This is a genomic window from Sphingomonas sp. Leaf4 (genome assembly GCF_920939515.1).
In the GTDB taxonomy this organism is placed as follows: domain Bacteria; phylum Pseudomonadota; class Alphaproteobacteria; order Sphingomonadales; family Sphingomonadaceae; genus Sphingomonas.
This window is the reverse complement of sequence record NZ_CAKLBB010000010.1, coordinates 1-12,420: the sequence shown is the minus strand read 5'-3', so window position 1 is coordinate 12,420 and position 12,420 is coordinate 1. Positions and strand designations below refer to the sequence as shown.

Below are 12,420 nucleotides of genomic sequence, written 5' to 3'. Positions count from 1 at the left end.
GGCATACCGGGGCGGTTCATAGTGGGAGAGGGTGTCCCCAATGTCCGCAACGGGTCTAAGCGCCTTCGCAGTTTTACGAGCACCCTTCACTCGCGCATCGAACGCTTGAAGCGGTTGCTTCTGGGCGCCGATGCGGGATAGTCCGCTCGACGAGATCGTCGTCCACTAGGAACAAGATTGACATCTACGCTGTACATTCTTGGTGATGCTGATCGGGTCAGGCAGCGCGTAGAGAGAGCTCTCCTCTCTGGTGATCTCGTCGAGCTCGGCACATTCTCCGCCGCGCTCACCGCAGCTATTGCGCTTATCGCGGAGCGGATGATCCAGCGCCTGTCTGCACAGGTAGTGATGGCGGGGGGCGACGACCTTCTGCTAACCGTACCTGCTGGTACCTTCGACGTCGATATTCTAGAAGTCCTCTCGCGCGACTTCGCCGATGAAACCGGCTGCACAATATCGTTCGGCGTCGGTACGACGGTCGAGGAGGCGTACCTCCACCTCCGCATGGCTAAGGCTTCCGGCGGGGGAGCCATAAGTTTGGTCCGCCAACTGTGAGCCAGCTGCTGGTCTTCGTCGATTCCGAGCGGGCGGACACCTACCTGAACAGCGTAGTGCACAATTTACGGTCGGCCTCGGTGACCACGGTTAGGTTTGTTCACGTCTATGGTTTTCCCGGTGACGCATTTCCTCGGGCGCCCTCCGGCCTAGCGAGGCGAACGATGACTTCGATCTTGCAGAGCATGGAGTCGTTGGCTCGCCGCGCGGAATATTTGCAGGCGGACGGAACGGTGGTGCCCCTCGGCAGCCACAACGGCTCGGTGACTGGCGACGAGGTGAAGGCATTCTACCAGCCCGTCGACGGACGACCCATCAACTATCATGGCGAAGAGGTTCACTACGGCGAGCTGAGGCAGTTCCTCAAGGGAGTGAGACGAGCGGGTGGGCAGCACGTCATCGACGTAACCGGGTGTCGGAAGAGGTTCCTCGGCGATCTCATCGCACTCGGGCTTGTCGATGGTCTCGAAGATATTCGAACTTTCGACCTATTGGCCCCAGCCAACTTCAAGGAGCCATGGAGAATGCTACTGCATGAACTTGCGGTAGCTCCTTCTAAAGCCTTCGAATACGTTGACATTCTAGAAACCCGCATCATGATTGACTGCTCGCGGGCAGTAGTGATCCGGGCTCCTCGTCTGCGATATGCTTCATTGATCGCGTTTGCCCTCGCGATCATCGGTGTTGTGCTAAACGCTTATTTCGGTTTGGACAGCGAGGTGGCAAAGTGGGTAAACGTCCTCGCTCAGTTCGCCACGTTCGCCGGCCTCTGCTTCGTCTTCTTTCCTCCTCGCAACGTATAGTCGGACCAGCTAGTAGCGGGACCGCCGCGATCAGGATCAGCGCGCAGCGCGGGTTTTTTGCGGCCGTGTTGCGCAGGCGCGGTCGCTTCGGTTGCTATCGGTTCTATGTGGTGCGGGAGGCAGGTGACGATCGAAGTCGTTTCCTGCGTGGATCGATGGGGCCCCTCGGACATTTTCGATCGACGGCCGGTCGCGTTAACGATTAGAATCGAATTTCCTACGGGTCCTTTAACTTCCGGGCCGGCCGGCAGCGGAGCCATTCACACCGCGCCTCCGACATCGCTCGGGACCGGCGGTCTTCGGTTGTCAAACTGCATCCAGAACGGGCTCTATCTGTGAATCCTTTGGAGAAGTGCGGCTGCCGACATTGAAAGCGATCGTCGCGACACCTAAAGGAACAAATAGGGAAATGATTTCGAGCGGGGACTAATCCATGCCTTCAGCTAATGCGTCATCCAAGCGTTATCTCGCTGCGCTCGCGGAAGAGCTCGACATCAGCGACACGCGCTACGAACAGGCCGAGAAGAGCTACAATTCGCTCGGTCGCTGGCTGAATAGGCCGGAGTCAACACTGAAGGAATTCGGTCCAGCGGTCTATGTGCAGGGCTCCTTCGGCCTCGGCACGGTGATCAAGCCGCTCAACGAGGACGAGGAGTACGACGTTGATGCGGTCTGCGAGCTAAAGTATCTCGGTAAGACGCAGCTGACCCAGCAGCATCTCAAGGAGCTGCTGCGCGTGGAGATGGAGTCCTACCGGCGCGCCCAGAGCATGCACAAGCCGCTTCACGAGGGGCGTCGGTGCTGGACGCTGAATTACGCGGATGGCGCGCAGTTCCACATGGACGTCGTGCCGGCTCTGCCGAACGGGGAGAGTGTGCGCAGGATCCTGCAGGCCAACCGCTACGACGCTCGCTGGGCCGGAACTGCGATCGCCATCACCGACAACGAGCGCTGGGACTATCGCCAGATCACCGACGATTGGCCGCGCTCAAACCCGAAGGGCTATCTGGAGTGGTTCAAGACCCGGATGGCCGTCGTCCTCAACGAGCGCAAGCGCGCCCTCGCGAGGTCAATGAACTCCAGCGTCGAGAAGATCCCGGACTACAAGGTCCGGACGCCGCTCCAGCACTCAATCATGATCCTCAAGCGCCATCGGGACATGATGTTCGCGAGGGACGAGATCAACTGCTGCCCGATCTCGATCATCATCACGACACTGGCCGCGCACGCATACGAGGGTCAGGAGGATGTCGCCGACGCATTGCTCTCGATCCTGTCGGGAATGGAGCGGCACATTCTGCGCGACGGCCACAATCGCGCCCACATCGCGAACCCAAGCGATCCCATGGAGAACTTCGCCGACAAATGGGGCGAGCATCCGGAGCGCGAGCGGGCCTTCTACACATGGCTGCGTCAGGCGCAGGCCGATTACGCGAAGGTCGCGGCGATGGAGCAGGGCTCCAGCATGGCCGACGCACTCTCGCCTCACATGGGAACCGGGCTCGCGAAGCGTGCCGAGACACGGTTCCGCGGTGGATCCAGCGGACTTCTGCGAAGTGCAACGGCGGCGACGGCCGCGACCGTGGCTTCGTCAACCCCGTCGTTCGGGTCCGTCCCGCGGGTTCCCAGCAAGCCGCAGGGCTTTGCGTGATCTGGTGGATCGCGCAGCCCAGCCGTGCGCGCAGCGAGGGTTTCGCGATCGACGCGCTGCAGGAGCAGCACGAATGGCTCAGGGACGTCGAGTGGACCGTCGGGAAGGGCGGCAGCCTCTCCGCTAACTTTAAGATGGAGCGCCTGGGTCGGCTGATCCCGCTTACGATCAGCTACCCGCGCTTTTTCCCGGACATGCCGCCGCAGGTGTTTCCACGGGAGGAGATTCGGCTGTCCAGCCATCAGTGGGGGACGGGCGGCGAGTTGTGCCTCGAGTATCGCCCGGACAACTGGGATCCGGCCTTCACTGGTGCGATGATGATCGAGAGCGCGCATCGGCTGCTGCAGGGCGAGGAGCCGGCGCAGGGTGTGGCGGCGCGCGTGGAGAGCGCGCACGCGACCACCGTCGGGCAGGACATCCGCGGCTTCCGGATGCGGTTTCTGCTCACGGACGACTTCGCTGACGCCGTGTCGTCGCTGGATATCTGCCGGCCGGTAGAGCTTGAGCTGTCCGAGAAGGCGATTGCCAGCCACTGGGTGGCGGTGCCCAGGCGGCTCGGCCCTGAGGACGCGGCGCTGTGGTCGGCGGGGCCCAACGTGGCGCTGTTTCGCCGGCGCAAGGGCTTCGTTGTGCGGATGGGTGCCGGTGTGAAGGCGACCATCCGCACCGAGTATGATCTGGTCAAGGTGATCGCGGAGACAATTGGCCACGAAGGCCTGCTGGAGGTCGTCAGGGGTTCGGAGGAGGACGCCGTCGTCCTGGTCGAGTGCGATGGCGACTTCCACCTCATGTGGCTTCCCAGTGGCCGGGGCCCGCGCGAGATGCTCGCCTACACCACCGTGAAGGCTCCCTCGAGCGCCAACAGGCTGCCGGGCGCGTATGACCGGCTGGCGTCCGCATCCGTCGGCATTGTCGGCTGTGGGTCGGTGGGCTCGAAGATCGCCGCGTCGCTCGCCCGGGCTGGGCTGAGCCGGTTCGTGCTCGTCGACGGCGACGTCCTCTTCCCCGACAACCTGGTCCGCAACGATCTGGACTGGCGCTCCGTGGGCCTCAACAAACCCGATGCCGTCGCCAAGCGTATCCGCGAGATTAGACCGTCCGCGAACGTCACGGTCAGGCGACTGGTGCTGGGCGGCCAGGAGAGCTCGTTGTCGACGGATTCTGCGCTGGTCGATGTCGGGGGCTCCGACCTGATCATCGACGCAACGGCCGATCCCCAGATCTTCAACTTGTGCGCGTCGGTCGCGCGAAGCGAGAAGAAAATGCTAGTCTGGGGCGAGGTGTTCGCCGGCGGGATAGGCGGGTTCGTCGTCAGGCTCCGACCCGACATCGAGCCGGCTCCGCACGCGGCCCGTCGGCAGCTGCTGCGCTGGTGTGACGATCGGGGGCGGCCGATGCCGCTGGGAGAGGAGGTCCAGTATGGGCTGGCTCTCGACGAGAGCCCTCCCCTGATAGCCGACGATGCCGACGTCAGCGTGATCGCCGCCCACATGACCCGGATGACCCTGGACGCGCTGACGAGGCAGGAGACAGCCTTCCCGCACCCGGCATATGCCGTGGGTCTGAAGGCGGAGTGGATATTCGAGGCGCCGTTCGACACGTGGCCGATCAGCCTTGTGCCCGAGGGGGAGTGGGGACCTCAGAAGGACGATAATGCGGAGGCCGAACTGGCCGCTCTGGCCAAACAGCTTTTTCCAGACACGGGAAAGGGCGAAGCGGAATGAGGCTGGCGATGCCGCACGAGTTCAGGTCGCGCCTCCACGGGGCGGTGAGGGAGGCTGGTCGGCGCGAAATCGGCGGCGTGCTGATGGCCGAGCAGATCGAGCCGGGCAGCTTCCGCCTCGTCGACTTCTCGGTCGATAGCCGCACCGGCGGTGCCGCGCACTTCGTCCGATCAGTGGAGCATCATCAGGAGGCGCTCGAGGCGTTCTTCGAGCGTACTGGCGCGGACTATGGCCGCTTCAACTATCTCGGCGAGTGGCATTCGCATCCGAACCACCTGCCTGTGCCCAGCGGCGAGGATGCGGCCTCGATGCGGAATCTCGTCGGCGGCGAGCGCGACATCCCGTTTGCGGTGCTGCTGATCGTGCGCGCTTCGAGACGTGGCCTGATGTGCACGGCAACATTGTTCGAACATGGCGCGGACGCCGCCGAGATCGCTTTGCAATCGGCGTGAATCGGCGCCTCTGCTACCGGAGAGTTGAAGAGAATGGCGAAAACGAAGCCCCCTCAGAAGATTGCTGCCGCCCTGTGGGCGCTCGCCGGTGGGCGATGCGAGTATCGCGGCTGCAACGAAAACCTGGTCGGAGATCTGATATCCGGGAAGCGGGACGCGCTGTTCGGCTACATCGCCCACATTGTGGGCGATAGCGAGGACGGTCCCCGGGGCGACAAGGTCCTCTCGCCGAAACTCGCGAAGGAGCTGAGCAATTTGATGTTGCTATGTGGAAGGCATCACAAGCTCATCGACGTCGACGATGAAGAGGGGCACCCGGTCAAGTTGCTCCACGCAATGAAGGATGCCCACGAGACGCGCATCGCCACGAACACGGGCATCAGTGAGGAATACGCCTCGCACGTCCTCCGCTTCGGTGCATCCATCGGCAACCACGAGGCGCTCGTGTCGACCCAGGCGATCTTCGCCGCCATGCCGCCTGACCGGCATCCGGCCACCAGCCAGACGATCGATCTCGAAATGCTCAACCAGGCGATGAAGGATGACGAGCTCGAGTTCTGGGAATTGCAGCGGAAGAACCTCGATCGGCTGTTCGCGGACAGAATCGGAGGGCGGATCGAGCGGCAGGAGATCCGCCATCTCAGCGTCTTCGCGCTGGCTCCGCAGCCACTGCTGATCGAGCTAGGCCGCCTGCTGAACGAAATCGTCCCGATAACCGTGCACAATCGCCACCGCGAACCGACGGCGACATGGAATTGGCAGCGGGACCGGCCGGTCCTCGACTTCCTTGTGTCGCGTCCCGAGGCTGACGCGACGGGGAGGATCGCGCTGAAGATCGCGGTGAGTGCGACAGTGAACGACGATCGGATCACCAGGGTGCTCGGTGACGATGCCGCGATCTGGACCATCACGATCGCCAAGCCCGGCAACGACGTCGTCCGCCAGCCCGAGGATCTGTCGGCTTTCCGCACCACGCTCCGTGAGGTCTACAACGAGATCAAGGCGCAACACGGCGAGGGTCAGGTGATCCACCTTTTCCCGGTGATGCCAGCGTCGCTCGCCGTCGAGACGGGACGGATCTGGATGCCGAAGGCCGATCTCGAGATGCTCATCTATGACCAGAACAGGGAGAAGGGGTTCGTGCCGACGCTGTCGATCGGGGCGCCGGTGGCGAAGTGATGCCTGTGGTTGTCGGGAGCCGGAGTCTTGCTCCGGCGGAACTCGGTGCCGGATAGGTATCGCCAACTCAGGGCCAATGGCTGGACGTCGTGTTTTACGGCGAGATGCGCTGGCCCCGCCTACTGACGAATGTCCGTTTCAGTCAGCAGATACAGTTCGACGTTCACCTCCCGGAGCTTCATCGTCTTGAAATGGGCGTCGGTTCCGAAATAGGTTGCCGGCGTGTCCGGGGCCGAAGCAGAAGCAACGTGCATGCCGACCGGCGCGCCCTTCGTGAACCAGCCGCTGTAGTGATAGAAGGCGGAATAGATCATGTTCAGCGCCGCCGTCTCTCGATCCGCATAGAGCCTGCGAATGGCCGCCATAACGGACGATAGACCCGCGATGTATTCTCGTGCCATCGGAATGATGGGGATGATGGTCTCGCCGTTTGGTCCCTCTCGAGCCGTGGCATCCGTCTCGTCGAGGACGGACGTCTTGAACTTCCCGTTCATCCGGAGATCCGAGAGCAGAAGATAGGGCGTGACCGTGACGTGGTGCCGTTCGCTCTCCGGGCTCGATCCGGTTGCCGCCCGCATGTGCGCGACGCCGGAGACCGACACGCCATAGTGCTGTGCGTGATTGCGCAGCGCACTCATGAAGCGATAGCCTAGCGCGCCGTCGTAGGCGCGGCTGAAGCCCGTCTTGATCGCATCCAGATCGCTGTTGCTGTCGCCGATGGAGGAGGCGAGACGCTGACTGTGGTCCTGGAACGCGCGAGAGGCGGATAGAAGGTTCGCAAGCGCGCGATGGCAGGATCGGCGGGCGGTATCGAAATGGTCGTCGGGCCGGCGCTGGGCAAGTTCGAGGGCGGAGAGCCGGAGGACCGTCTCTTCGAGTTCGAGATAGTTGCCCATGGTCACGTCGTAGGCCTCCTCAATCTCGAGAAGGCCGCCAAGAAGGAGGCGTCCCGCTTCGAAGCTCTGGTATTGGTTCAATGTCATGGCGGGCGTCGCTGGTCGCCCCGGCGTAGGTCGGACAGCGGGGGAGAAGGCGAGGACGCGATACTTTCCCTCGTCGGACGGCGCGAAGAGTCCCGTGAAGTCTGGATCGACCAATTCCATCAGGTATGCCTACTCGGGATCTTCTTGCTTCGTGCACTTTCGCTTCAATACCCGACCTCATAGCGGCGCGCTAACGGCATCGGCCAGGCTGGGCGTCGTAGCCTACGCTCTTCAGGGGAAATTGGCCGATGCACGGTGGCGCTGCCCTATTCCAGCAGGCCCGCCCGAACGGAACCACCCCGGAGTGTCTCCCGATCCAGATCAAGGGGAAAGGGCTCAATCAGCTCCACGAACGGCTGCTGTCGGGCGTATTCTGACGTTCCGACCCATGGCGCCGACCGGCAGGAATGTCCCATAGTCAGTCGTCCCCGACGTGGATGTCGCGGATGAGTACACGACAGGTTTCTAGAACCGTTTTGGCAGCCATGAACGACGAGAGTTAGGCGTCTAGCGACCTCATAATCGAGTGTTCAATCGTTAGAATGGGGACCCCAATCGGACACCGAAAATTGTCAGCATTGAATCAGCGCATACCCAAGATAGCACGCGGGAGTTCGGCAGGCTTAAATGCCTACGCCGCAAGCCATCATAGCCTGGCCAATTAGGCCGAAAGCATTTGGCCAAGGGGTCACTGTTTCCAGTGCCCCTATATATAATGCCTACAGGAACCCCTCGCCGGCATGTTCGCGGAAGCGTTCATGGTCCCGCACGTATTCAGCGACCATATCGATCGATGCGTGACGGCTATGCTCGCGCATCTTGAACAGATTAGCGTTCTGACGACCCGCCTCGGTCAAAAACCCGGCGCGCAGCGAGTGCCCGGAGAACAATGCCGGCGGATAGCCCGCCGCCTGTGCGGCGGCCTTTACGATCAGCGCCACGCCTTGCGCGCTCATTGGATGTTCGGTTAGCCGCCCTTGCGGGGTGAGCTTGCGGAACACCGGTCCGTGCGCGATCGCCGCCTTATCAAGCCAAGCGCGATAATGCCGGACGGGTTCAAGACGGCGACCATCGGGAATAGCGACGCTGTGTCCCCTGCCCTCCTGGTCGGTCTTCGAAGTCGGCACCCGAACCAGCAACCCGCGCGCATCCTCCGACACGCGGGCCACGGTGATCGCGACGAGCTCGGAGCGACGAAAGGCACCCGCCATCCCAATCGCAAGCAGCGCACGGTTACGGTAAGCACGCAGATCGTCACCGGCGATTGTACGCAGCATGTCTCGCAGTACATCGCCGTCCGCAGGACGCTTCCTTGAGGACGGATCATCGCGCTTGTCACGTCGGATCGCCCGCATCGCCTTGTCGAGCCGGGCGGCGTCGGGCTGGTGGGACGGCGGATCGATCCCCGCCGCCCGGTGCGCGAACACGATGGCGGCAAGACGCCGGCTGATTGTCGAGCGACCAAGCGGCTTTGCGACGGCTGCCCGTCCCCCGCGCGATCGCTGTGGTGTCTGGGGAACGAAGCCGCGTTCCGCGAGCAGCGTCAGGAACGCCGCGACGATCGCCGGCGTCGCCGGTAACGACTGGTAACCACGCTCGTCGCACCATCCACAGAACAGACGCCAATCGGATTGATAGGCGCGCAGCGTCGCCGCAGCCGAGGCCCGCGCTACATAATCATCAACGCGTTCGCGATCATCCGGCGCGAGGTCCGGCAGGTACGCGCCGACCGAGTTGGTCCGATCGGTAACGACGAGACCAAGCGTACCGCCTATGTCCTTACCGTCGTCCTGTGACACGTTCGCCCGTCCCTTCACCAATCCTGCACACCGGCCCCGTTCTGCTCCCGATGACTGGTACGCCATTCATCGAATTAGCACCATTATCTATTTAGCAGGAATGAGGTTTATCGCTAGAATGATTTGTCGGATAACCCCGATCGACCGTCTTTTCCACACCCTGCATGTTACCCGGACTTTCTATTTCTTCCGAATTTCACCGATGTTGACGATTTCATACGTTTTGGCTATCTACAGTGTATTCCGGACTTTCAGGCTGGGATCGTTCCAAGTGAGCTTTCGGGAAGTAACAGATTCAAAAGAGAGCCCCGGCAGTATTGAGAACCGCGCCACGTAAGCGAGCGACCCGATGAGGGTCCATGCGGGTGGTCAGGCGAGAAGCGGTTCCCGGACAGGCGATGGTAACAGGTCAAGCACCCGAGGAAGGAGCGCCGCATATGGCGAAGAGCATGGAAGTCGTCCCGTCGGGCGAGCTGCAGAAACAGTTCGGCCGCTACTCCGATGAGGCGATGATTCGACCGGTCGGGGTCAGTCGCAACGGCCGCGTGCGCTTCGTCATGGTTCCTATCGATGAATACGAGCGCCTGCGCCGTCGCGAACGCGTCGCCGGGCGCGTGGAGGATCTGGATGACGAAACCCTTGAAGCCATCCGCGCCGTCGAGCCCGGCCGCGGCTCCGAAGCGGCCGAAAAAAGGCTCAACGCTTCCTGAACCCGGCGAGGTTCTGAACTACAGCTACCTATGGGAATACGAGTACGTTAAAGGCCGTGATGAAGGTATAAAAGACCGGCCGGTCGCGGTCGTCCTGGTCACCCAGACCAAGGACGGGATTGATCAGGTTCACGTCGTGCCGATGACCACCAAGCCCCCTGCCCGCGATCAGCTGGCGATCGAAGTGCCGGACGCCGTCCGGCGCGACCTCGGCCTCTCGGGCGATCGGTCGTGGATCGTCATCACCGAGTGGAACCGCTTTTCCTGGCCCGGCTACGATATTCGGCCTGTTCCCGGTCGCGAGCCGTCGGTCAGTTATGGCTATCTGCCGGCGAGCTTCTTCCGGCGCGTGCGTGACGCGATCGTGGCGGTGGGGATCGGGCGCCCGGTCGATCGGGACTGACGGGACAGACGTTCGCCAAGCTTGACGTCGTCAGATGTCAGCGGGGGTTCCGCAGCGTCTGGCAGCGATGGTCGAGTTCGCGTCTGACGTCGTCGTCGTCCAGCGCCTCGCGAACGCGCGGCAGGCCGTCGGCGCGGAGCCGCCCCTCGATCGATCGCCAGCCGCGATACAGCCCGCTCTCGGCCATCTCGCGCGCCAGTTGCAGGATATTGGCTCGGGCGTCGCTCACTTGGGGTCCTTTGTGTACCCTGCTCAATGTAGCATGGCGAGGTTGTCGCGAGGCAAGGCGGTTTGCACGACAACAAAAATCTTGATCGCGTATGCGATCGGTTCCTACCGCGACATCGTCAATGCCTTGCAAGACCTGATGCGCAAATCCGCTGTGCGGCCGTAAAGTCCACGGTGGCATCAACATGCGTGACCCCGCGGACTGGCGTGCGCAGGCGCTTGACGGATCAGACTTCCCGCGTGACGACAGGGCATGGCGTCCACGACGACCCTTAATGCGAACAACCTGGCCGCGCTCGGCTCCGAACGTCTGGCAGCGCTTCTGCTCGAGATGACCGCAGGCGATGCCGCGGCCAAACGCCGACTGCGACTGGAACTGGCAAGCCACAGCGGTGGCGATGTCGCGGGTGAAATCCGCAAGCGGCTCGTCTCGATCGCGCGATCGCGCTCGTATGTGGATTGGCGCAAGGCGAGAGAGTTTGGCCAAGATCTCGAGACGCAGCGCGAGGCGATAGTCACGCATGTCGGGCCGAACAATCCCGGCGAGGCCTTTGACCTGTTGTGGCGGCTGCTGGAGATGGCGCCATCGATCTATGAGCGCTGCGACGACAGCAACGGCCTGATCGGTGGTATCATCGCCACCGCCCGCGACGATCTCGGCGATGTCGCGGATCGGGCTGGCCAGTCCGTAGAGGTGCTCGTCGGCCGCGTGTTGTCGGCGGTTTGTGCAAACGACTATGGCCAGTTCGACGGCCTGATCGGCACGACCGCACCGGCGCTGGGGTCTGACGGACTGACCCGGCTCAAGGTCAAGTTCGAGGAAATGGCAGCCGGCATTGCCAAGGCAGCTGCGGGCGAAGGGCGACAGGCGATCGGGCTGAGCATGCGCGGTCCAAGTCATGCAGACGATCACGAGCGGAGCCATCAGGAGCGTCGGGTTCGCTCGGCACTGATCGAGATCGCCGACGCACTCGGCGACGTCGACGGGTTTGTGAGGCGTCACTCGGAAGAAGAGCGCACCAATCCCATGATTGCGGCGGCCATCGCCGAGCGGATGCTGGCAGCCGGTCGCGTTGATGAAGCACTAGCCGCGCTGAAGCAGGCGGAGGGTACGTATCGCCACGGCGGTTATTGGCCCGGCTGGCAACGGGCTTACATCAACGTGTTCGATGCCCTCGGTCGATCTGATGACGCCCAAGCCGAACGCTGGCAGGCGTTCGAGCGTGGTCTCGATGCCGATTACCTCCGGGCATATCTGAAGCGGCTACCGGATTTCGATGACATCGATGCCGAGGCGCGAGCGATCGACTACGTTTCGGAATACCCCGGTTTTCATCAGGCACTGGCCTTCATGATCGACTGGCCAGCGCACGACCGTGCTGCCCGCATGGTCATCACCCGGGCTGACCAACTCAATGGCGATCACTACGGCCTCCTCACCCCGGCCGCCGACGCGCTGGAGACGCGCCATCCGCTTGCTGCCACGCTCGTATTGCGCGCGATGATCGACCTGTCGCTCGATGCCGCCAAGCACAAGCGCTATGGCCATGCTGCCCGTCATCTCCGCACCTGTGAACACCTCGCCCGTCGGATCGACGACTTCGCCGGGCATTCTGATCACCCCGACTATGTAGCTGACCTCAAGCGCCGTCATGGTCGCAAAAGCGGCTTCTGGAATGCATGAGCAGGAGTCCGCATTCGGTACAGTCGACCTACATCCGGTCATTCGCGGTCTCTTTTCGGCTCCCTACCTTCTGCCGTTCATTCATGTTGTCAGCGTGGGAGGTGGTGAGCCTCGACCCTGCCCGCTTTCCCGCAAGGATGGCGTTTTGGGAAAGCGCTCAACCTTTGCCGTGATGGCAATTGCCGGCTACGTGACCTCGATCCGGGACGATGTGGCGGAAACATCGTCTTGACCCGTAATCATCTACCC

12 protein-coding genes are annotated in these 12,420 nt (G+C 62.5%); 9 read left to right on the top strand and 3 right to left on the bottom strand.

Translation table 11 applies throughout. The features are described from left to right. The first annotated feature begins 177 nt into the window (after positions 1-177). The 6 genes from LRA89_RS15380 to LRA89_RS15355 all read left to right on the top strand — a co-directional run bounded on the left by LRA89_RS15380 (position 178) and on the right by LRA89_RS15355 (position 6,364). Complete coding sequence (locus LRA89_RS15380) at positions 178-555, top strand: mCpol domain-containing protein (protein WP_230771556.1); 378 nt, start codon at positions 178-180, stop codon at positions 553-555. A 164-nt stretch (positions 556-719) separates the two neighbouring features. Then, positions 720-1,358, top strand: a complete 639-nt coding sequence (locus tag LRA89_RS15375; RefSeq protein ID WP_230771555.1) for a hypothetical protein — start codon at positions 720-722, stop codon at positions 1,356-1,358. Between the two features lie 433 nt (positions 1,359-1,791). Beyond that, positions 1,792-3,009, top strand: coding sequence for a nucleotidyltransferase domain-containing protein (locus tag LRA89_RS15370; protein WP_230771552.1), 1,218 nt, complete (start codon positions 1,792-1,794; stop codon positions 3,007-3,009). Beyond that, entirely contained in the window at positions 3,006-4,733 is a 1,728-nt protein-coding gene (locus tag LRA89_RS15365) for a ThiF family adenylyltransferase (protein WP_230771550.1), read from the top strand. The genes LRA89_RS15370 and LRA89_RS15365 overlap by 4 nt, the downstream gene beginning before the upstream one ends. Continuing rightward, positions 4,730-5,185: a Mov34/MPN/PAD-1 family protein gene (locus LRA89_RS15360; RefSeq protein WP_230771548.1), complete on the top strand. Its 456-nt coding sequence runs from the start codon at positions 4,730-4,732 to the stop codon at positions 5,183-5,185. Before LRA89_RS15365 ends, LRA89_RS15360 begins: the two co-directional genes overlap by 4 nt. 33 nt (positions 5,186-5,218) lie before the next feature. After that, positions 5,219-6,364, top strand: a complete 1,146-nt coding sequence (locus LRA89_RS15355; protein WP_230771546.1) for an SAVED domain-containing protein — start codon at positions 5,219-5,221, stop codon at positions 6,362-6,364. Positions 6,365-6,483: 119 nt separating this feature from the next. Here the strand turns inward: LRA89_RS15355 and LRA89_RS15350 are convergent, their stop codons facing one another. Together LRA89_RS15350 and LRA89_RS15345 are read right to left on the bottom strand one after the other, a co-directional pair. Beyond that, positions 6,484-7,467 (bottom strand): hypothetical protein, encoded by a 984-nt coding sequence (locus tag LRA89_RS15350; RefSeq protein ID WP_230771544.1) that lies wholly within the window; start codon positions 7,465-7,467, stop codon positions 6,484-6,486. Between the two features lie 599 nt (positions 7,468-8,066). Beyond that, entirely contained in the window at positions 8,067-9,146 is a 1,080-nt protein-coding gene (locus LRA89_RS15345; RefSeq protein ID WP_230771542.1) for a site-specific integrase, read from the bottom strand. A 437-nt stretch (positions 9,147-9,583) separates the two neighbouring features. Here LRA89_RS15345 and LRA89_RS15340 point away from each other — a divergent pair, with 437 nt between their 5' ends. Both LRA89_RS15340 and LRA89_RS15335 read left to right on the top strand, forming a co-directional pair. Then, positions 9,584-9,856, top strand: coding sequence for a type II toxin-antitoxin system Phd/YefM family antitoxin (locus LRA89_RS15340; RefSeq protein ID WP_230771540.1), 273 nt, complete (start codon positions 9,584-9,586; stop codon positions 9,854-9,856). Further along, the gene (locus LRA89_RS15335; protein WP_230771538.1) at positions 9,774-10,259 is read left to right on the top strand and encodes a hypothetical protein; all 486 of its coding nucleotides are present in this window, start codon (positions 9,774-9,776) and stop codon (positions 10,257-10,259) included. The genes LRA89_RS15340 and LRA89_RS15335 overlap by 83 nt, the downstream gene beginning before the upstream one ends. Before the next feature lie 37 nt (positions 10,260-10,296). On the opposite strand, the gene LRA89_RS15330 is transcribed toward LRA89_RS15335, so the two are convergent. Next, entirely contained in the window at positions 10,297-10,488 is a 192-nt protein-coding gene (locus tag LRA89_RS15330; RefSeq protein ID WP_230771536.1) for a hypothetical protein, read from the bottom strand. 252 nt (positions 10,489-10,740) lie between these two features. Here LRA89_RS15330 and LRA89_RS15325 point away from each other — a divergent pair, with 252 nt between their 5' ends. Then, entirely contained in the window at positions 10,741-12,171 is a 1,431-nt protein-coding gene (locus LRA89_RS15325; protein WP_230771533.1) for a DUF6880 family protein, read from the top strand. Positions 12,172-12,420: the final 249 nt, after the last annotated feature.